Origin of the sequence: Paraburkholderia sp. MPAMCS5 (assembly GCF_036016995.1) — a bacterium.
GTDB lineage: Bacteria > Pseudomonadota > Gammaproteobacteria > Burkholderiales > Burkholderiaceae > Paraburkholderia.
The window spans coordinates 63,685-85,203 of record NZ_JAYXBK010000017.1; the positions used below are offsets into that span (position 1 = coordinate 63,685).

At 63.7% G+C, this 21,519-nt stretch carries 17 protein-coding genes; 16 read left to right on the forward strand and 1 reads right to left on the reverse strand.

Translation table 11 applies throughout. From position 1 onward, the window contains the following. The first annotated feature begins 16 nt into the window (after positions 1-16). The 7 genes from VOM14_RS27095 (at position 17) to VOM14_RS27125 (ending at position 10,223) form a co-directional block, all read left to right on the forward strand. Positions 17-1,039, forward strand: a complete 1,023-nt coding sequence (locus VOM14_RS27095; protein ID WP_327631810.1) for a zinc-binding alcohol dehydrogenase family protein — start codon at positions 17-19, stop codon at positions 1,037-1,039. A gap of 17 nt (positions 1,040-1,056) precedes the next feature. Then, on the forward strand, positions 1,057-2,190 hold the full coding sequence (locus tag VOM14_RS27100) for a mannitol dehydrogenase family protein (RefSeq protein ID WP_327631811.1): 1,134 nt from the start codon (positions 1,057-1,059) through the stop codon (positions 2,188-2,190). Positions 2,191-2,431: 241 nt separating this feature from the next. Continuing rightward, on the forward strand, positions 2,432-3,718 hold the full coding sequence (locus VOM14_RS27105) for an MFS transporter (RefSeq protein ID WP_327631812.1): 1,287 nt from the start codon (positions 2,432-2,434) through the stop codon (positions 3,716-3,718). A gap of 34 nt (positions 3,719-3,752) precedes the next feature. After that, on the forward strand, positions 3,753-5,300 hold the full coding sequence (locus tag VOM14_RS27110) for a UxaA family hydrolase (RefSeq protein WP_327631813.1): 1,548 nt from the start codon (positions 3,753-3,755) through the stop codon (positions 5,298-5,300). 117 nt (positions 5,301-5,417) lie between these two features. Continuing rightward, a complete protein-coding gene (locus VOM14_RS27115) occupies positions 5,418-6,656 on the forward strand; it encodes an alpha-hydroxy acid oxidase (RefSeq protein ID WP_327631814.1) in 1,239 nt (412 codons plus the stop codon). Between the two features lie 11 nt (positions 6,657-6,667). Then, a complete protein-coding gene (locus tag VOM14_RS27120; protein ID WP_327631815.1) occupies positions 6,668-8,086 on the forward strand; it encodes an FAD-binding oxidoreductase in 1,419 nt (472 codons plus the stop codon). 376 nt (positions 8,087-8,462) lie between these two features. Continuing rightward, entirely contained in the window at positions 8,463-10,223 is a 1,761-nt protein-coding gene (locus VOM14_RS27125) for a methyl-accepting chemotaxis protein (RefSeq protein ID WP_327631816.1), read from the forward strand. A 201-nt stretch (positions 10,224-10,424) separates the two neighbouring features. On the opposite strand, the gene VOM14_RS27130 is transcribed toward VOM14_RS27125, so the two are convergent. Beyond that, positions 10,425-11,135, reverse strand: a complete 711-nt coding sequence (locus VOM14_RS27130) for an IclR family transcriptional regulator (protein WP_327631817.1) — start codon at positions 11,133-11,135, stop codon at positions 10,425-10,427. A gap of 163 nt (positions 11,136-11,298) precedes the next feature. On the opposite strand from VOM14_RS27130, the gene VOM14_RS27135 reads away from it, so the two are divergent. From VOM14_RS27135 to VOM14_RS27175, 9 genes are all read left to right on the forward strand, one after another. After that, positions 11,299-11,997, forward strand: coding sequence for an RraA family protein (locus VOM14_RS27135; RefSeq protein ID WP_327631818.1), 699 nt, complete (start codon positions 11,299-11,301; stop codon positions 11,995-11,997). Then, the gene (locus tag VOM14_RS27140) at positions 11,997-12,944 is read left to right on the forward strand and encodes a hydroxyacid dehydrogenase (RefSeq protein WP_327631819.1); all 948 of its coding nucleotides are present in this window, start codon (positions 11,997-11,999) and stop codon (positions 12,942-12,944) included. The genes VOM14_RS27135 and VOM14_RS27140 overlap by 1 nt, the downstream gene beginning before the upstream one ends. Before the next feature lie 20 nt (positions 12,945-12,964). After that, a complete protein-coding gene (locus VOM14_RS27145; protein ID WP_327631820.1) occupies positions 12,965-13,894 on the forward strand; it encodes an SMP-30/gluconolactonase/LRE family protein in 930 nt (309 codons plus the stop codon). A 93-nt stretch (positions 13,895-13,987) separates the two neighbouring features. Continuing rightward, positions 13,988-15,361 carry an MFS transporter gene (locus tag VOM14_RS27150; RefSeq protein WP_327631821.1) on the forward strand — a complete coding sequence of 458 codons (1,374 nt, stop codon included), beginning with the start codon at positions 13,988-13,990 and terminating at the stop codon, positions 15,359-15,361. Positions 15,362-15,408: 47 nt separating this feature from the next. After that, positions 15,409-16,560, forward strand: a complete 1,152-nt coding sequence (locus VOM14_RS27155) for a porin (protein WP_327631822.1) — start codon at positions 15,409-15,411, stop codon at positions 16,558-16,560. Between the two features lie 12 nt (positions 16,561-16,572). Continuing rightward, a complete protein-coding gene (locus VOM14_RS27160; RefSeq protein ID WP_327631823.1) occupies positions 16,573-17,619 on the forward strand; it encodes an amidohydrolase family protein in 1,047 nt (348 codons plus the stop codon). Beyond that, on the forward strand, positions 17,616-18,908 hold the full coding sequence (locus VOM14_RS27165) for an MFS transporter (RefSeq protein WP_327631824.1): 1,293 nt from the start codon (positions 17,616-17,618) through the stop codon (positions 18,906-18,908). Before VOM14_RS27160 ends, VOM14_RS27165 begins: the two co-directional genes overlap by 4 nt. Then, a complete protein-coding gene (locus VOM14_RS27170) occupies positions 18,905-20,146 on the forward strand; it encodes an MFS transporter (protein WP_327631825.1) in 1,242 nt (413 codons plus the stop codon). Before VOM14_RS27165 ends, VOM14_RS27170 begins: the two co-directional genes overlap by 4 nt. 14 nt (positions 20,147-20,160) lie before the next feature. Beyond that, entirely contained in the window at positions 20,161-21,486 is a 1,326-nt protein-coding gene (locus VOM14_RS27175; protein ID WP_327631826.1) for an MFS transporter, read from the forward strand. Positions 21,487-21,519 lie beyond the last annotated feature (33 nt).

A 21,519-nucleotide genomic window follows, 5' to 3' on the forward strand; every position in this document is an offset into this window, starting at 1 on the left:
TCCGATCCAATACTCGATGAAGACTGTCATTTGCGAACAACCCGGCCAGTTGGCCCTTGCCGAGCGCGCCATCCCGAGCGCCGGTCCTGACGACGTGTTGATCCGCATCAAGCGGATCGGCGTGTGCGGCACCGATCTCCACATCTTCACGGGCACTCAGCCCTACCTCGCGTACCCGCGCGTGATGGGGCACGAGCTGGCCGGCATCGTCGAGTCGGCGCCGGCAAGCGCACGCGTGAAGGCGGGCGACCAGGTGTACGTGATGCCTTACCTGTCGTGTGGGCGCTGCGTCGCGTGCCGCGCGGGCAAGGGCAACTGCTGCGTGAACATCCGCGTGCTCGGCGTGCATACCGACGGCGGCATGGCCGAATATCTGGCGGTGCCGCAGGCCTTCGTCTTCAGCGCCGCGGGCGTCACGCTCGACGAGGCCGCGATGATCGAATTCCTCGCCATCGGCGCCCACGCGGTCAGACGCGCCGACGTGCAGCCCGCGCAGCGCGTGCTGATTGTCGGCGCCGGTCCGATCGGCATGGCCGCGGTGATCTTCGCGAAGCTGCGCGGCGCCGAGGTCAGCGTGCTCGATGGCCGCGCCGACCGGCTTTCGGTGTGCGCCGGCGCGTTGCAGGCGGATCACACGGTGCTGCTCGACACCACCGACGCCGCAACGGATGCCGCGCAGCTCGCCGCGCTCACCGGCAACGAATTCTTCGACGTGGTGTTCGACGCAACCGGCAACATCAAGGCGATGGAGCGCGGCCTGCAGTTCGTCGCGCATGGCGGCAAGTATGTGCTGATCTCCATCGTCAACGACCGGATTTCGTTTGCCGATCCGGAATTCCACAAGCGCGAAACGACGCTGCTCGCCAGTCGCAACGCCACGGTTGCCGACTTCGAAACGGTGCTCGACGCGATGCGCGCGGGGAAGATTCCGACGTCCGCATTGAATACGCACGTGCTCGAACTCGGCAATCTGCCGGCCGAATTCCCGCGACTTCTCGATCCGAACGCCGGCGTCATCAAGGCGCTGGTCGCGTGCTGAGCGAGGAGCCAACGACAATGGGCAACCCCATTCTTCAATTCGGCACGAGCCGGTTTTTGCAGGCGCACGCGGATCTTTTCATTTCGGAAGCGCTCGACGCGGGCCGCGCGCTGGGGCAGGTGACAGTCGTGCAGACCACGGCCAATCCCGAGAGCCTCGCGCGCATCGATGCGCTGCGCGAGCGCGCGCATTACGACGTGCGCATTCGCGGCGTGCGCCGCGACGAAGTGATCGACACGACAACGCCATGTCACGCGATCAGCGAGGCGCTGAATGCGAATACGGACTGGCCGGTGGTCGTCGAGCGCTTTGCACGCGATGCGCGCGTCGTGATCTCGAACACGGGCGACCGAGGCTACGAGTGTTTCGCCGAAGACACCGCCGAGTTGCTGCACGACGGCGCGCGCGTGCCGCGCGGCTTCGCGGCGAAACTCGTGGTTCTCCTCCATGCGCGCTTTAACGCAGGTGCCGCGCCGCTGACGCTGTTGCCGTGCGAACTCGTGTCGCGCAACGGAGAGACGTTGCGCACCCTCGTCGCGACTATTGCGCGCGAATGGGGAACCGGTTCCATGTTCGTCGGCTATATCGAAGAGACGTGCATCTGGGTGAATTCGCTGGTGGACCGCATCGTGTCCGAGCCGATCCGGCCGATCGGCGCGTATGCCGAGCCGTATGCACTCTGGGCAATCGAGCGATGTCCTGGGATGGTGCTGCCGTGCGAACACGAAGCGATGATCGTCACCGACGACCTGCCGCACTACGAGCGTCTGAAGCTGCTGTTGCTCAACCTCGGCCACACGTGGCTCGCCGAGCGCTGGCAGGCCGACTCGCGCGATGCGAACGAAAACGTGCTTCACGCGATGCGCGATCCGCTGCTGCGCGCCGATCTCGAATCGCTGTGGCGCGACGAGGTGCTGCCGGTCTTCGACGCGCTCGGTCACGGCGATGATGCTCGCGCCTATCTGAACGACGTGCGCGAGCGCTTCGAAAACCCGTTTCTCGATCATCGTCTTGCCGACATCGCGCGCAATCACGAGCAGAAGAAGCAGCGGCGTTTCGGGCCGGTGATCGAGCTGGCGCGCGAACTCGGCTTGCGCATCGAGCAGCCGCGCCTGAGCGCCGCGCTCGCTTCGTGTGAACACCTGGAATGAAACACCTGGAATAGCCACCAGCCCGTGACCGCGAGGATCGCGAGATGGGCCCGGCCGAACAGCAATAACAACCACTCCGCTGCATGGGACCGCTGCATGGGACCGCTGCGTGGAACCGAAGAGAAAGAGCATAGCCGTCGCCGCGCCCTGACAAGGCGCGTCGCAACAGAGTCCGCCTGACAGGCATCGTGGCGGACGAGCAGTTAAACACGATAGATGCCCGTATTGGAGGAGACATTTCATGAGAAAAATGCGTTGGGTGGTGATCCTGCTGTGCTTTCTGGCGATCGCCGTCAATTACATCGACCGCGCGAATCTCGCGGTCGCCGCGCCGCAAATAGAAAAAGCGCTCGGCATTGGACCGGCCGAGATGGGCTTCATCCTGAGCGGCTTCTTCTGGACCTACGCGTTCATGCAGATGCCGTTCGGCTGGTTCGTCGATCGCGTCGGCGCGCGTATCGCGTTGCCGATTGCAGTGGGCTGGTGGTCGGTGTTTACCGCCGCCACCGCGCTGACGAGCAGCGTCGCGGGGATGTTCGGCTGCCGCCTGCTGCTGGGCGTCGGCGAGGCGGGCGCGTATCCGTCGTGCGCGAAGCTCGTGAGCCAATGGTTCCGGCCCCAGGAGCGCGCAATCGCGACGAGCATCTTCGACAGCGGCTCGCGCGTCGGCTCGGCATTGTCGATTCCGGTTGTCGCGCTGATCATCAGCACGCTCGGCTGGAAAGCGGCGTTCATCCTGACCGGCCTGCTCGGCGCGGTGTGGATCGTCGGCTGGCTCGTGATCTACCGCAGCCCCGCGCACGCCGACATGAGCGGCGCGCAAGACACCGCGCCCGTCGCGAGTGTCGACAATGAGCACAGCAAAGTCACGTGGGCGTCGCTGTTTCGCCACCGCACGCTGTGGGGCATGATGCTCGGCTTCTTCTGCCTGAACTTCGTGATCTATTTCTTCATTACGTGGTTCCCCAGCTATCTCGTGCAGACGCGCGGCTTCTCGCTGAAATCGCTCGGCACGCTCGGCATGATTCCGGCGCTGATCGCGATTCCAGGCGGCTGGCTCGGCGGCTACGTGTCAGACGCGCTGTTCCGGCGCGGCTGGAGTCTGACGGCGGCGCGCAAGACTTGTATGGTCGGCGGGATGCTGTTGTCGTCGGTGATTACGTTCTCGGCGTTCACGTCGAATGTGTATCTGATGCTCGCGTTCTTCGGCATCGCGTACGGCAGCCTCGCGTTCGCCGCCGCAAGCATCTGGTCGCTGCCCGGCGACGTCGCGCCGACGCCGCGCCATGTCGCGTCGATCGGCGGCATTCAGAACTTTGCGTCGAACCTCGCCGGCATCGTGATTACAACGTTCACCGGCGTGATGGTGTCGCTCAGCAAGGGTTCGTTCACGATTCCGCTCGTCGTGGCAGGCGGATTCTGCTTTCTCGGCGCGTTCAGCTATCTTGTGCTCGTGGGCCGCATCGAGCCGCTGACGCTCGCATCCGAAAGCGACAGCGTGCCCAAGGGCGCGGGCTCCACGGTCTGACGTATCCCAATCTTCCTGTTTTCGAGGCCTTTTCATGTTGACTCAAGCTAGCGTCGCGCCCGTGGTGATCCGCCTGCATCCCGGCGACGATGTCATCATCGCCACCCGGCAGCTCATGCCGGGCACGCGCATCGACGCGGAACAACTCGTCGTCAAGGGTTTGATTCCGCCTGGGCATAAAGTGGCGACGCGCGACATCGCGAAGGGCGAACCGGTCAAGCGCTACAACCAGATCATCGGCGTGGCGCGCGAAGCGATCGCACGTGGCCAGCATGTTCACGTTCACAATCTCGGGATGTCCGAGTTCGCGCGCGAACATGCATTCGGTGTCGATGCGCATCCCACCGCCTACGTGGACGAACCCGCTCATTTCATGGGGATTATTCGCGACGACGGACGGGTTGCGACGCGCAATTACATCGGTATCCTGACTAGTGTGAACTGCTCGGCCACCGTCGCGCGGGCCATCGCCGATCACTTCAGGCGGGACGTGCGTCCCGATGCCCTCGCCGGCTTTCCGAACGTGGACGGCGTCGTCGCATTGACGCACGGGCTTGGCTGCGGGATCGACATGCAAGGCGAGGGCATGGCGATTTTGCGCCGCACGCTGGCCGGCTATGCGGTGCATCCGAATTTCGCGTCGGTGCTCTTCGTGGGGCTCGGCTGCGAGACGAACCAGATCGACGGCGTCCTCGAAGCAGGCGGCCTTGAGAACAGCAAGGCGAAGCTGCGCAGCTTCACGATCCAGGACAGCGGCGGCACGCGCAAGACGATCGAGCGCGGCATCGCCATGGTGCAGGAGATGCTGGCCGAGGCGAACCGCGTGGAGCGCGTGCCGGTGCCGGCGTCGCATCTGTGCCTGGGCTTGCAGTGCGGCGGGTCGGACGGCTATTCGGGCATTTCCGCGAATCCCGCGCTGGGTGCGGCGGTGGACCGGCTCGTGCAGCATGGCGGCACCGCGATCCTGTCGGAGACACCCGAAATCTACGGCGCCGAGCATCTGCTGACGCGCCGCGCGGCAAGCCAGGCGGTTGGCGACAAGCTGCTCGCGCGGATCGCCTGGTGGCAGGACTATTGCGCGCGCAACGGCGGCGCGCTCGATAACAACCCATCGGCGGGCAACAAGGCGGGCGGCTTGACGACCATCCTCGAAAAGTCGCTCGGCGCAGTGGCGAAGGGCGGCACGACGAATCTGGTGGAAGTCTACGAATACGCGCAGCCTGTCCATGCAAAAGGTTTCGTGTTCATGGACTCGCCGGGCTATGACCCGGTGTCGGCAACCGGGCAGGTCGCTTCAGGCGCCAATCTGATCTGCTTCACGACCGGGCGCGGCTCCGCTTACGGCTGCTCGCCGTCGCCGTCGCTCAAGCTCGCGACCAACACCGCGTTGTGGGAGCGCCAGGCAGACGACATCGACCTGAATTGCGGAGGCGTCGTCGACGGCACGGCCAGCATCGATCAACTCGGCGAAGCGATTTTCCAGATGATGCTCGATTGCGCATCCGGCACGCGCTCGAAGAGCGAACTGCACGGTTATGGACAGAGCGAATTCGTGCCCTGGCAGGTCGGCGTGGTGACCTGAGGCAGGACACGGCGCCGGCTTGCGGCGAGCCTGAACGCGCGTGGCGTTCGCGGATCGAAGCCGGCGCATGGCAGCATGCACACCGGATAGACGAATAGATCAGCCAGGAGAGTTGAATTGAAACGCCGCCTTTATTCAGGCCGCGACGTGAACCGCGCGCACAGTGTCGACGATCTGCGCGCGATGGCGCGCAGGCGTCTGCCGAATTTCTGTTTTGAGTACATTGAAGGCGGCTCCGAAGACGAGACGACGCTGCGCCGCAATCGTGACGTCTTCAGCGAAATCGCTTTTCTGCCGCGCACGCTGGTGAATGTCGAGCAGCGCAACCAGAGCAGGATGTTGCTGGGCGAGCGCATCGCGTCGCCGTTCATGATCGGCCCGACCGGCTACAGCGGACTGATGTTTCGCGAGGGCGATGTCAAGCTGGCCAGCGCCGCGGCAGCGGCCGGCATTCCGTTCGTGCTCAGCAACGTGTCGACCATCGCGCTGGAGGACGTCGTGCGCCGAGCGGGCGGCCGCGTATGGATGCAGGTCTACATGTACCGCACGCGCGAATTTCTCGCCAAACTCGCGCAGCGCGCGAGGGCGGCCGGCATCGAAGCGCTGGTCGTCACCACGGACAGCGCCGTGTTCGGCAAGCGCGAATGGGATCTGCGCAACTACATCAAACCGTTGACGCTCGACTGGCGCAACAAGTTCGACGTGCTGCGCCATCCCGGCTGGATGGCCAACGTGCTGTGGCCGGGCGGGATGCCGCGCTTCGCCAACCTGGGCGATCTGCTGCCGCCAGGGCAAAACAGCGTGAAGGGCGCCACGATTACGTTGGGACAGCAGTTGGACCCGTCGCTGTCGTGGGACGATATTCGCTGGCTGCGCGACCTGTGGCCGCACAAGCTGATCGTCAAGGGTGTGCTCGGCGCGGCGGATGCGCTGCGTGCAGCCGAGGTGGGCGTCGACGGCATCGTGCTGTCGAACCACGGCGGCCGCCAGCTCGACGGCGCGGTGTCCGCAATGGATGTGCTGCCGGAAGTCGTCGACGAAGCCGGCGGCAAACTCAGCGTGATGCTCGACGGCGGATTCCGCCGTGGTTCGGACATCCTGAAGGCCGTGGCCCTTGGCGCCGACGCCGTACTGCTCGGCCGCGCGACGACCTACGGTCTGAGCGCCGGCGGCCAGCCGGGCGCCGAGCGCGCCATTCAGATTCTGAAAACCGAAGTCGACCGGACACTGGGTCTGCTCGGCTGTAGCGATATTTCCGCGCTGGATCGCAGCTATCTGCGCTGGTTGGGACAGGGCGTCCCGCTATCGCGTCCGCCGGCACAGACAGCGCGCGGTCCTGTGTCCGCCGTGTCATAAGGAGAAGTTCGATGCAGCGAAACCATGCTGGAACGACGCGCAGCGATGCGGCGATTGCCGCGCTGCGCGAGGCGCTTGGCGCGGATGTCGTGAGCGCGCCGCCCGAGTTCGGCAGCCGCCAGGTCGCCGACTGGAGCGGCACGCCCGCGGTTCAACCCGTGGCGCTCGTCCGGCCGCGCACGACCGACGAGGTCGCCACCGCGCTGCGGATCTGTCATCAACACCGGCAGCCGGTCGTCACCCAAGGCGGGATGACCGGACACGCGGGCGGCGCCTGCGTGCTGAACGATGAGATAGCGCTGAGTCTGGAGCGCATGAACGGCGTGGTCGAGATCGATCCCGTCAGCGCGACGATGACCGTGCTCGCCGGCACGCCGTTGCAGGTCGTGCAGGAAGCAGCCGACCAGGCCGGCTTCATGTTCGCACTCGATCTCGGCGCGCGCGGCAGTTGCACGATCGGCGGCAATATCTCGACGAATGCGGGCGGTAACCGCGTGATCCGCTACGGCATGATGCGCGATCAGGTGCTCGACGTCGAAGCGGTGCTCGCGGACGGCAGCGTTATCGGCGGCGAGCGCAAGATGATCAAGAACAACACCGGCTACGATCTGCGCAACCTGCTGGCGGGCAGCGAGGGCACCTTGGCGGTCATCACCCGCGCGGTGTTGCGCCTGCGGGCCAAACCGCGCGCGGTATCGACCGCGTGGTGCGGCATGCCCGGCTACGAGGCGGTCACCACGCTGCTCGGCCGCGCGCAGGAGCGCCTGCCGGCTGGCGTGTCCGCGTTCGAGGTGATGTGGCCGAGCTACTGCAACTTCATCCGGGCGCGCATGCCCGAACTGCGCGTGCCGCTTGCAGGCGATCACGCTTATTACGTGCTGCTGGAGAGTTGCGGCGCCGACCCTGAGCGCCAGGCGGCCGCTTTCGAGGAATTTCTCGCCGACATGCTGGAGGCAGGCGTGATCGCCGATGCCGCGATCGCGCAGTCGGAGTCTGACGCGGCGGCATTCTGGGCGATTCGCGACGCACCCGGCGAATATCCCCGCCTGATCCCTGGACGCATCTCGTTCGACATCAGCTTCGCGGTCGCGCAAGCGGGTGAGGCGGCCCAGCGTTGCGACGAGCGGCTGCGCGCGCGCTGGCCGCAGGCGACCATTCTCGTCTATGGCCATCTCGGCGACGGCAACCTGCACGTGGTGGTGCAGGAGCCGGGCTGGACGGCAGAGACCATCGGCGAAGTTCAGCGGGTCGTTTATGAACTGACCGCGGAGATGAGCGGGTCCGTGTCGGCCGAACACGGCATCGGCGAGGAGAAGCTGAAGGTGCTCCCGCTGTCGCGTTCGCCCGCCGAACTCGCCGCCATGAAGGCGATCAAGCTCGCACTCGATCCGTACAATCTTCTGAATCCCGGCAAGGTGATCGCCGCATAGGGCATCGCCGAATTCAAGGCCGGCGTGGCACGCCATCCGCGCGTATTACGGGTGTTACGCGTATTACGCCTGTTACGGGTGTCAGGCGCGGCGGCCGGCGGCCGGCGTGCGGCGTTTGCGCCTCGCGTGACCCGCGACCACGGCACCGGCCCACGCGAAATTATCGGCGCAACCCTTTAGCGCCGCCCGGCCGTGCCGTATACCTGAATGTAAGGCGACCTGCCCGGGGATCTGGCCAATGCGTCTGCGTGAAGCACTGGCCCATCAACCGTCCCTCACAGAGATGAAGATGAACTTGCCCACGCAAGGCGTGAATTCTTTGCGCGGCTTCCGATTCAGGTCGAATCGATCATCTCTAATCGGGTCCTCATAACACATGAATTTGTCCGCACTCAGGATTGGTCCGCGCCTCGCCGTCGGATTCGGGGCCGTTCTCATCTTCACCGCCATCGCGATCGCGACCGGTTTCGCCGGATTGAAAGCCGAGCGTGAAAGCTCGGATCGGGCGATCAGTCACGTTTATCCGCAAGCCGCCGCCGCGAATCGCGCCGCGTTTCTCGTCGAGGACAACGCGCGCCTCGTTCGCAACCTCATCCTGAAGACCGAACAGAACGAGATCGCGGCCGACAAGGCTGTGTTCGACAAGAACTCCAGCAGCACCGCGGATCTGCTGGATCGATTGAAGACGCTGGCCGACAGTGACGAAGCACGGACGCGCCTTGGCAAACTGGTTGCCGCGCGGGCCGATTATGGCCGCTACACGGACGCGGTGATCGAGTTGGCGATGCAAGGCAAGAAGCCCGAAGCGACGCAGGCACTGTATGGACCCGACTACAAACTACAAGGTGTCTATCTAAGCGCGCTGGCGGATTTCGTGAGCTATACGGAATCGCAGATGCAGCAGGCGGACAGTCGCGTCACGAGTGTCTATGAGAGCAGCCTGGTGTGGCTTTTCGCCTCCGGCGTGTTCGCGTTGCTGGCGGGATCGGGATTCGCGTGGCTTGTCACGCGCTCGATCGTCAAGCCGCTGCGCGATGCGGTCCGCGTGTCCGAGGCGGTCGGTGCGGGCGATCTGACCTGCGTCATCGACGCACAGGCGCACGACGAACCGGGGCAGGTGATGAGCGCGTTGAAGGGCATGAACGCGAATCTCGCTCGCATTGTCGGCTCAGTTCGGGTCGGGTCGGACCACCTCGTCACGACGTCGCGCGAGATCGCGAGCGGCAACGCCGATCTATCGGCACGCACGGAAGAACAGGCAGCGTCGCTCGAAGAAACCGCATCCAGCATGACGCAATTGACGCAGACGGTGAGGCAGAACAGCGACAATGCGCGGCAAGCCAACTCGCTCGCCATCCGCGCGACGGAAAAAACCGATTCCGGCAACGAAGCGGTGCAAGACATGGTCCGGTCGATCGGCCGAGTCAGTGAAAGCTCCGAACAGATCTCGCAGATCACCGGCACGATCGAAGGCATTGCTTTCCAGACGAATATTCTCGCGCTGAACGCGGCTGTCGAAGCCGCGCGCGCCGGCGATCAGGGACGCGGTTTTGCGGTCGTCGCGAGCGAAGTCCGGAGTCTTGCGCAGCGGTCGGCGGCTGCCGCGAAGGAAATCAACGAACTCATCGCGTCGTCGGTGTCCCTGATTCAGGACAGTGCGAAGCAGGCGACGGAAGTCGGCGAGACGATGAGCGACCTCAAGCAGTCCATCAAGCAGGTATCGGATATCGTCGGCGAGATTGCGGCCGCGTCGGACGAGCAGAGCCGGGGAATCGATCAGGTCCATCAGGCGGTTTCGCAGATGGACGAAGTGACCCAGCAGAACGCGGCGCTCGTCGAACAGGCTGCGGCCGCCGCGCAGTCGCTCGAAACCCAGGCGCTGAGCCTCAAGGAAGCGGTGTCCGTCTTCAAGCTGACCGATCAGGCTTCCTCGATGCCAGCCGCTATTCGGCCGCAGGGCAACGCACGTGGGGAGCCGAAAAAGTCGGCGGCGGTGGCGGCGGCCAAGCTTCGCGCAATCACACCAACGGATCGCGCGCCGGCTCGCGCGGGCGCTGCACTCTCAGTCCCAAGCCCAAGCCCAAGCCGGGTCGCGGCGCCGGCAGTCGCCGCCGACGAAACGTGGGAGACCTTCTGAACCGGAGATCGGCGAATTCGCACCTCGCCGTATCAGGAAGCTGAAGCGTGTTGCTGCGGATCGCGGCCAATTCGTCGGACTCGCGTCGGAGGGCGGACGCCGCCAGGCAGAGAGCGGAGAGCGTGGCGCGCGCAACCATGTCACGGCCTGGCGAATCCCGAAGGCATCGGTCTCCGCCAGTTCCGCGCGCTCTCATCCAGGTCACGCGCCGTAGAATTTCTCGCAGAACGCCGCGCTCGCGCCCAGCTTTCGCGAAAGGTCGGCAGCCGCGTCCAGTTGCACACGATTGAGTTCACCCGTCACGTGTGCCGGACTGAGGCGCGACGCGGGGCCCGACAGCGTGAGCGCCGCCATGAACTTGTCGCCCGCGCCGAAGATGGGTATCGCGAACGCCGCGGTGTGAACATCGCGCGCGCCCGCAGTGAAGAGCGGCAGCGCGGGCGGTTTGTCATAGATCGGTTCGCCCAGTCCCCAGAAACGGATGACCTGTCCGATGGCTGTGTCGTCGAGTGGAAAGGAAGTTCCGGCGAGCCGCGTCTCCCGCAGGCCTTCTGACGGTTCGGCACGGAAAAGGCAGAGCCGCTGACCGTTGTCGTGAACGTAGTACGATGCGCTTTCCTTCGTCAGCGTAGCCAGCGCGTGCAGTGCGGGCTCGACCACCGACGACAGATGAAATGACTGCTCGTACAGCTTGCCCAGATACAGCACGCGATGCCCGAGCGAATAAGCGCCACCCTGCGAGCGCACGACATAACCCATTCGCTCCAGTGAGTTCATGAGCCGATAGACCGTGGTCTTGTGCATTCCGGACGCCTGGGCGAGCATCGCGAGCGACTGCGATTCGGCGCCCGGCCTGAAGCAATCCAGCAGCGAAAGCGCTTTCTCTACAGCGACTACTCCGTCGTTTCCCATCTTGAACTCCCATCGTGGATAGGGGGATTGTACACAGTAAAACGATGGTTTACTGTGTAAAAGGGTTAACGCTAGTGTCATCGCCAGCGTAGCGTCGCTATAGTGTTTTCACGCTGTACACCACAGTTGTACACAGTAAAACATTAGAGCCGAGGTGAAATTCATGAGCACGACGTCTGCAGGTACTTCCCCCATCAATCGCAACATCGAACGCGTGTCGCCCGAACTGGTCGCGGCGGCCGCCTGTTATCAGGCAGCCATCCTCGCCGACGTCGCAGGCCGGCGCGGGACCGTGCATGGTCGCGTGCAGCCGTTGTCGCCGAAGATGAAAGTCGCGGGCCCGGCCATTACCGTCGAAGTTCGCCCGGGCGACAACCTCGCCATCCACGCCGCACTCGCCATCGCGAAGCCGGGCGACGTGATCGTTGTCGACGGCAAGGGCGACATCTCGTGCGCCTTGCTCGGCGAGATCATGGCGACTCAGGCCAAAGCGAGCGGCATCGCGGGCATCATCATCGACGGGGCCGTGCGCGACGCCCACGAACTGGCCAACGGCGACTATCCGATCTTCTCGGCCGGCCTCAACCCGTGCGGCCCGACCAAAAGCGTCGCGGGACTCGTCAATGCGCCGATCTCGATTGGCGGCACGGCGGTCAATCCCGGCGACCTCGTGGTCGGCGACGCGGACGGCGTCGTCGTGATTCCGCGCAAGGACGTCGCGCATATCGTCGATCTCGCGCAGAAGAAGCTGGACGGCGAGACGGCGCGCATCGCGGCGATCCACAAGGGCGATGTACGGCCGGGCTGGGTCGAGAAGGAACTGCGCGCAGTAGGCATGCTGGCCGAAGGCGAGGCGCTGTGATGCAGACCGGTTCGCACAAACACGCCGTTCTCGTGACGGCCGCCGATCTCGCGCCGCAAGCGCTCGACATGCTGACGCAGTTCGACGTCATCTTCGCGGGCAAGCAGCCCACCGAAGACGACGTCGTCGCGCTATGTGCCGCACACAAGCCGGTGGCCATCATCGTTCGGTATGGCAAGGTCAATGCCCGGATGATGGATGCGGCCGAAAATCTCCAGGTGATTTCGAAGCACGGCAGCGGCATCGACGTGATCGATCAGGCGGCCGCGGCCGAGCGCGGCATCGCCGTGCGGGCGGCTGTCGGCGCGAACGCCGCAGCGGTGGCGGAGCATGCGTGGGCCTTGATTCTCGCGTGCGCCAAGTCGGTCCCGCAACTCGACGCGCGCATGCGCGAAGGCCATTGGGACAAATCCACGCACAAGTCCATCGAGCTTGAGGGCCGCACGCTCGGTCTGGTCGGACTCGGCGCGATCGGCCGGCGCGTGGCCGCGATCGGCGTCAGTTTCGGCATGAACGTCGTCGCCTTTGATCCATACGCGAAGGAAGCGCCCGCGGGCGTGAAGCTCGTGTCGCTCGACGAGCTGTATGGCGAATCCGACATCGTCTCGCTGCATTGTCCTTTGACGGCTGAGAACCGCCAGATGCTGAACCGCGATACGCTCGCACGCTTGAAGCGCGGCGCGATTCTCGTCAACACGGCGCGTGGCGGACTCATCGACGAAGAAGCGCTGGCCGGGGCGCTCGCGAGCGGCCAGCTCCGCTCGGCGGGTCTCGACAGTTTCGGCGTCGAGCCGATGGCGACGCCGCATCCATTCCAGCAGATCCCGAATGTGATCCTGTCGCCGCATATCGGCGGCGTGAGCGACGCCGCTTACGTGAACATGGGCAAGGGCGCCGCCGGCAATGTGCTGGCCGTGCTCGAAGAAAACGCCCGCAACGCAGTCTGAAGTCTGCAAGAAGGTCCAGCATGTTCTATCTCATCTCGCCCGAAATGCGCACAGCCGAAGTCTTCACGCGCATGCCGGAAAAATTTCGCAAGCCCGATGTCCAGACCGATTGGGCGCGCGCGAATCGCGGCGGCTTGCCGACGGATTCGTTCCTCGAAGGACCTGTCTGGGACCCGGACGGCTATCTGTTCGTGACCGACATCCCGCACGGACGCATCTTCCGCATCTCGCAGTCGGGCGAGTGGGATCTTGTCGCGCAGTACGACGGCGAGCCGAATGGGATGAAACGCTTTGACGAGTCCCATCTGCTCATCACCGATTACCGTAATGGCCTGATGTTGCTCGACATCGAGCGCGGCGAAGTCAGGCCGTATCTCGAGCGCCGCAACTCCGAGCGCTTCCGGGGCGTGAACGACCTCACGTTCGATTCTCGCGGGAACCTCTATTTCACCGACCAGGGGCAGACGGGCCTGCACGATCCCACGGGGCGCGTGTACCGGCTTTCCGTCGATGGCAAGCTCGACATGCTGCTCGGCAACTGCCCGAGCCCGAACGGCCTCGTACTGTCGCCCGACGAGAACGTGCTGTTTGTCGGGATGACGCGTGGAAATTGCGTGTGGCGCGTGCCGTTGCAGGCAGACGGTTCGGTGAGCAAGGTCGGGCAGTTCTTTACCTCGTACGGACCGAGCGGTCCTGACGGGCTGACGGTCGATGTAGACGGCCGCATTTTCGTGGCGAATCCGGGTCTCGGCCGCGTATGGGTGCTGAATCGCCGCGCCGAGCCCGTGGAAATTCTGATGGGACCGGAAGGCACCTCGGTCACCAATATCTGCTTCGGCGGACGGGACATGAAGACGCTCTTCATGACGGAGTCGACGAACGGAACGGTCCTGAAAGTCGAGATGGCCATTGCGGGCTCGCTGCCTCATCAGGCAAAGCAAGCGAATTGAATCCCTCCGGCCGCTGAGCAGGCTGGTCGGCTCAGCGGCTGCGGCACTTATACCAACACATCGCGCCAGACGAAGTGCGATGGAGGAGCAAGCATGAATATTTCGCCAACGGCAAACACCCCGCTCGCTGCAAGCGAGAATCAGGCGCAGTCCCGCCCACGCCTCGCCGGCGAAGAGTATGCAGCCAGCGAGCGAACGCTGGCCAAGGCGTTCCGGCGGATCTTGCCGTTTATCTTCCTGTGTTATGTCGTCAGCTATCTCGACAGAACCAACGTCGGCTTTGCCGCGCTGACCATGAACAGGGACCTCGGACTGACAGCCTCGCAGTTCGGCGTGGGCGCGGGTCTCTTCTTCATCGGGTATTTCCTTTTTGAAATCCCGAGCAATCTCATCATGCAGAAGGTGGGCGCGCGCATCTGGATCGCGCGCATCATGATCACGTGGGGCCTGTTGTCGATGGCGACCGCGTTCGTGGTGGGCCCAAAGAGCTTTGCGGCCGCGCGCTTTCTTCTCGGACTCGCGGAGGCCGGCTTTACTCCCGGCATCTACCTCTATTTCACACACTGGTTTCCCGGCAAATGGCGGGCGAAGGTGACGGCCGCGTTCCTCGTCGGCATTCCCGTCGCGAACATGATCGGCTCGCCGATCTCCGGCGCGCTGCTGCAACTCGGCGGTCTGCATGGTCTGCGCAGCTGGCAGTGGCTGCTGCTCATCGAAGGCTTGCCTGCCGTTCTGCTCGGTATCGTGTGTCTGTTCTCTCTCGCCGACCGCCCGGAAAAAGCGCGCTGGCTGACCGCCGAAGAGAAGGCGACACTCGCGCGACGCCTCGAACTCGAACAGGGCGACATCGGCGCGAAGCACGGCAGGAATCTGCGCGACGCGCTGACCAACTGGCGTGTGTTCGTGCTGGCGTTCATCAACTTTTGCGGCATTGTCGGCTCGCTTGGCGTCGGACTCTGGATGCCGCAAATCATCAAGCAGTTCGGTGTGGAGCACGCCGTGGTCGGCTGGCTGACCGCGATTCCCTATGCGATCGGGGCCGTGGTCATGCTCTTGTGGGCGCGCCTCGCGAGCCGCTCGCGCAACTGCATTCCGTATGTTGCCGGTGCTTTGGCGATCGCGGCCTTGGCGCTCTGTATCAGCGCGTTCATCGACGTCCCGCTTTTCAAGCTGATGGCGCTTTGCGTCACCGTGAGCGGCATTCTCGCGTTTCAGGCGACCTATTGGGCCATTCCCTCCGGCTTCCTCACCGGACGCGCCGCTGCGGGCGGCCTCGCGCTGATCGTTTCGATCGGCAATCTCGGCGGCTTCGTGGGCCCGTCGATGATCGGCGCGCTCAAGCAGATGTCCGGCGGCTTCACTGCGCCGCTGCTCGCCGTGTCGGCCGTCATGCTTCTAGGCGCATTGACGATCGCATGGCTGGGCGACCCCGGCGCCGACGCGGGCGAAGCAACGTCCGGCCGCTAACTGCCACTGAGTTCACCCCAACCCATAACTCACTGTTTGGAGACTACATGTTGTCAAGGAAAGTCCGCAATAAAACCAACTCGAATGCGATTTTCATGCTTGGGGCGATCGCGGCCGCAAGCCTCGCGCTGATTTCGGAGACGGCGAATGCACAGAGCAGCGTCACGCTGTATGGCATCGCCGATATCGGCGTCGAGCACATCAACAACACCGCGTCGGGCGGCGCTCAAACGCGCATGGTGTCCGGTAATCTTTCGGGCTCGCGCTGGGGCCTGAAGGGCGTCGAGGATCTGGGCGGCGGTCTGAAAGCGCTGTTTCAGGTCGAAAGCGGTTTCAATCTGAACGACGGCACCATGGCGCAGTCCACGAAGGGCCTGGGCAGCAACGCGTCCACGACCTCCCGGCTGTTTGGGCGGCAGGCGTGGGTGGGCCTTTCCGCACGAGGGCAGCAATTGACTTTTGGCCGGCAAAACGCACTGATCTACGATCAGGCGGTCGTATTCGATCCGATGGGTGTGGCGTCGCGATACTCGGCGCTATCGCTCGACTACGCGCTCGCTGCGCGCATCGACAGCTCGATCAAATACACCGGCAAATTGGGTCCGGTGACGGCGCAGGCCATGTACAGCACGCGTTACGACGCGGGCTACGGCAGTGAAGTGCCGGGCGCGGAACTCACCGGCCGGTTCTTCAGCGGTGCGCTGACTTACGCAACGGGCCCGTTTGCCGCGACCGCGGTTTACGAGCAACGCAACAGCAACACGGTCGCGAGCAACACGAGCACGGAACGTCGCGCGATGGCTGCTGCAAGCTATGTGTTCGGGCCGGTTAAAGGATTCGCCGGTTATCGCTTCCTGCGTGCTTCCAATGCTTTCCTGCCGGTCAATCCCATTGCCGTCGCGAACGGCTCGCAGGCCACTACCGCCAGCATGTACTGGCTCGGTGCGCAGTATCAGATCACGCCGGCCTTTCAACTCACCGCGACGGGCTATTACCAGGACGTCCATTCGACGGGCGCCGATCCGTGGATGGCGGTGCTCTGCGCCGACTACTTCCTGTCGAAGCGGACCGACCTTTATGCAACGGCAGCCTATGCCCACAACAAGGATAAGTCGGCACTGGGCGTGAACGGTTACGGCACGGTCGCGCCGGGCTATAACCAGACGGGTTTCACCGTCGGCATGCGCCAGAAGTTCTAAGCGGAAAGAGCCATGCAGATCGTCCATGCGCCCCATTTGCCGATCCGGGAAGACTGGCTCGCGTTGCGCGAGGAGCCCGTTCTCGAACCCGAACTGCCCATCGTCGATGCACACCATCATCTTTGGGATCGTCAGACAGGACGTTATCTGGCTGAGGAGTTCGGCAAGGACGTCGGCGGCGGACATCGGATCGTATCGACCGTCTATGTCCAGTGTCGCTCGATGCTGCGACAGGACGGCCCGGAGGCGATGAAGCCCGTTGGCGAAGTGGAGTTCGCCAACGGCATCGCCGCGATGTTCGCGAGTGGGGCGTATGGTCCGGCCAGATGCTGCGAGGCGATCGTCGGCGGCGCCGATCTGACGCTGGGCAAAAAGCTGGACGCCGTGCTCGACGCCATGGTCCAGGTTTCAGCCGGACGGTTGCGGGGAATCCGCAACCCGCTCGCGTGGCATGAAAGTCCAGATGTCGTTTCAAGTCCGGTCGCGCCACCGCGCGACCTGATGCGAAGCGACGCGTTCCGCCAGGGAGTGCGAACCCTCGCGCGCCACGGCCTGACGCTCGATGCGTGGGTGTACCACACGCAACTCGATGAGCTATACGAGCTTGCGATGCACGCGCCCGACGTCACGATTGTCATCGATCACTTCGGCGGCCCGCTGGGCGTTGGACCGTATGCCAATGAAGGCGCGCAGGTTCGCGGGTCATGGAGGCGCTCGCTGGAGCGCCTCGCCAGCCTGCCCAACACGCGGATGAAGCTGGGCGGCGCGGGGATGAAGGTATTCGGCTCCGAGTTTGCCGCAGCGGCACTTCCGCCGTCGTCGGAAGATCTCGCCGCAGCCTGGAGGCCCTGTTTCGAAACGTGCGTCGAACTCTTCGGCGTCACGCGCTGCATGTTCGAGAGCAACTTTCCCGTGGACAAGGGAATGTTCAGCTATGGCGTCCTCTGGAACGCCTTCAAGAGACTGGCGAGCGCCATGTCCGCGGATGAAAAGGCGTCACTGTTCAGCGACACCGCGGCATCGACCTATCGCCTGCAGATTCAAGGAGACACAGCATGAAGTCGAGCACGAGTTTTCCGGCGACCGAGCCGAAGGTCGATGCCAATGCCGCCGCCAGTGGGCGAGGCTACAGGAACATCACCGCGATGGAGTGGCGCTCGCTGTCGCTTGCGGGGTTGGGCTGGACCTTCGAGAGCTACGATTCCTTTCTGCTTTCGCTCCTGCTTCCCACGCTCGCGCTTCAGTTCGGTCTGAGCAAGGCGCAACTCGGCGTCTTCACGAGCATCACGGCGGCTGGCCAGATTGTCGGCGGCATTCTGTTCGGTTACGTGTCGGACCGGCTCGGACGTGTCCGGACGGCGTTGCTGTGCATCGGCATCTACTCGCTGTTTTCCGGTCTGCTCGCTTTCGCGCCGAACGACCACTGGTTTGCGAGCTTCCGTTTCTTCGGCGCGTTGGGCATGGGCGGAACGTGGACGGCGGGGGCGGCTCTGATCGCGGAAACGTGGCACGCGAGCCGGCGCGGAAAGGGCGGTGCGCTCATGCAGATGGGTTTGCCCATCGGCGCAATCCTCGCAATCACGATTTCGGGCATTGTCAGCGCCACGAACGGCGGGCTCGCAGGCAACGGCTGGCGCCTGCTTTTCCTGATTGGCGCGCTGCCGTTTTTCATTCTGTTCTTTGTCGCGCGCAAGACGCCTGAGTCGCCGATCTGGCTCGAGCATAAGCGCGCGAAATCCCAGCCGGCGAACCTGCATGCGAAGGGCAGCGAGAAGCTCAACGTACGAGGTCTCCTGACCGCCTTCACGTTTATTTTTTTTCTGCAGTACCTTTATTGGGGCGTTTTTACTTGGACGCCCACGTTTCTGATCGCGGTGAAGCACCTCGATTTTGTGCATAGTCTCAAGTTCGTCTTCTCGCTTCAGTTCGGCGCCATCACGGGATTCCTGCTGTTCTCCGCATGGGTTGACCGCCTCGGACGTCGGCCGATGTTTATGGCTTACCTCCTCGTCGGCGCGTGCGCGGTCGGTGTGTATATCGCGTCGGCGAACCCATTGGTGCTGATGGTCGCGATATTCTTGACCGGCTTCAGCGTCAACGGAATCTTCGCAGGATCGGGGCCGTTCCTCGCGGAGATCATCGGCAACACCGCGTCGCGCGGCTTTTTGATGGGCCTCGCCTACAACGGCGGACGGCTCGGCGGATTTATCGCACCCTTGATCATTGGCGCACTGGCATCGACGTCGGGCGGATTCGTGCTCGGACTGTCGACCACCATTGTCGCTTTCGTGGCTGCCGCAATCGTGGTGTACTTCGCGCCGGAAACACGCGGGAAGGCGCTCTCGTGACGACGGCAAGCCCGCCACGAGGCATCCTTAGCCAGCTCTTTCCCGCACTGGCGGAGGCGTCGCTGCGGCGCTATCTGGGCGGCCAGGTTGCGTCAGTTCTGGGAAGCTGGACGCAGAACGTGACGCTGAATCTGCTCATCTATCATCTGTCGGGCTCGGCAGCGATTCTTGCGCTGCTCAACTTCCTGCTCTACGGCCCCCAGTTGATCGTGGCGCCGATTGCGGGCTCGCGCATCCGTTCCGCCAATGCAAAACGCGCGACGCTGTGCGTGCTGATGACATCGCTGTTGCTGACCGGCAGTCTCTTCACGCTGTCGCTACTGGGTGTGTTGAGCGTGAACCTGATACTCGCCCATGCGCTTGCCATCGGCGTTTCAAGTGCGATCGAGACGCCGGCGCGACAGGTTCTGCTCCTGACCAGTCTGGAAGATGCGAGCCTGACGTCGAACGCGGTCGCGATGAACACGATGGTCTACAACGTGGGCCGAATGGTGGGCCCGACCATCGCCGGGTTTGTCTATCCGACGCTCGGGCCGCGGACGTCATTCGTGATTTACGCGCTCGCGCTCTGCTTCATGGCGACATGCGTGCACTCGATACGGACCGCCTCGGACGAGAGGCCGTCCCGCTCGGACAGCAGCCTGCGGGACGCGGTCGGATATGTCCTGTCCGATGCGTTCTCCGCGCGCTATCTGCCGATTCTCGCGTGTATCGGATTGTTCGCGGGCAGCTATCAGACGCTGGTGCCTCTGCTCGCGGATCACGGCTTTCACGATGCCGCGCGATTCACGGGGGTGTTCTTCGGATGCGCCGGCGCGGGCTCGTTGAGTGCGGCAATACTTCTATCGTCGGCGCTTGGGCCACGGGCATCCGGCCGGTTCATCGCGTGGGCGCCGTGGGCCGCCGTCGCCGCTCTTGCTGTATTGGCCAGCACCACGACCGCGGCGGCGTCGATACCGGCGTTTTATGCGTTGGGCTTCAGCCTCACTTTCGCAGCGACATCGACGAACGCAACCATCCAGCGGCAGTGTCCCGAGGATGTACGGGGCGGGCTCGTCGGAATGTACGGGATGGCCTACAACGGCACGATGCCCTTCGGCTATCTGCTCGTTGGAACCGCCTCGGAGGCGCTCGGCGTGCGTGACACATTCGCGGCGATGGCCGTTGTGCTGGCCGCAGGCGTCGCGTCCATTGTCGTCTGGCAACGATTCAAGAAACAGCGCTACGGCGCGCAATAAATGGGAGACTAACAATGCAATCTACTGGCGTTACCGACACCTCGGCACTCGAAAGCCGAACCGTACGAAAGGTCGTGTGGCGACTCGTCCCTTTTCTGATGATCTGCTATCTGCTTGCGTTCATCGACCGGGGCAACGTGGGCATGGCTTCGCTTCAGATGAATCATGATCTGGGCATGTCGGCGAAAGCATTTGGATTCGGCAGCAGCCTGTTCTTCATTTCCTACTTCTTTTGTGAAGTGCCGAGCAACCTCGCGCTGGAAAAGTACGGTGCGCGTGTCTGGATCGCGCGCATCATGATCACGTGGGGCATTGTGTCCGCGGCGACGGCGCTGGTGCACAACGCCGTGAGCTTCTATATCCTCAGGTTCCTTCTGGGCGCGGCCGAAGCTGGGTTCTTTCCGGGCGTCCTGTTGTATCTCTCGTACTGGATTCCGGCTTCATATCGCGCGCGTATTGTCGCGACGTTCATGGTCGCTATTCCCGCCGCGAGCTTCATCGGCTCGCCGATCTCGGCGCTGCTGCTTCGCATGGACGGCATCGCCGGGCTGCGCGGCTGGCACTGGCTGTTCCTTCTCGAAGGCATTCCCACGGTTCTGCTGGGCATTGCGTGTCTGTTCCTGCTGACGAACAAACCGGACAGCGCGCGCTGGCTCACGGACGACGAGCGGAAGTGGCTCTCGACCGAACTCGCCAATGAACACAAGGCGCCGAAGAAAGTGCGGTCCATGCCGCTGACGAAGCTGTTCCGCAATCGTTATGTGCTGTGTCTCGCGCTCGTCGATACGTGTGCATCGGCTGCGGGCAGCACGCTTTCGGTCTGGCAACCGCAACTGCTCAAATCGTTCGGTCTGACGGTCATGCAAACCGGCTTGCTGAATTCGATTCCCTACGCGGCATCGTGCGTCATGATGGTTTATTGGGGACGTCGTTCGGATCGGATCGGGGAGCGCCGCTGGCATACCGTTGTGCCGATGCTGCTGATCGGTTTGGGCCTGTTCGGTACATCGCTCAGCGCAGCGCTGGTGCCGACCGTCTGCATGCTTTGCGCGGTGCTCGTCGGCGCGTATTCGTTCAAGGGGCCGTTCTGGGCTCTTGCTACCAGCATGTTGTCGAACAGTGCGATCGCTGCCGGTTTGGCAACGGTCAACGCTATCGCGAACCTCCTTGGTGGCGGTCTGATGGTGAATGTCTATGGCTGGGTCAAAGCCGCGACGGGCAGTTATGCGCTGGCACTCATGCCGCTCGCTATCCTGACGCTCATCAGTGTGGCGACATTGCTGTTGCTCACGCGAAACGGACAAGCACAACAACTCGCGAGTGGGACGGAGAGTATCTAGGCGTTGCGCCTCCGACTGGACGCATGTGCCGCG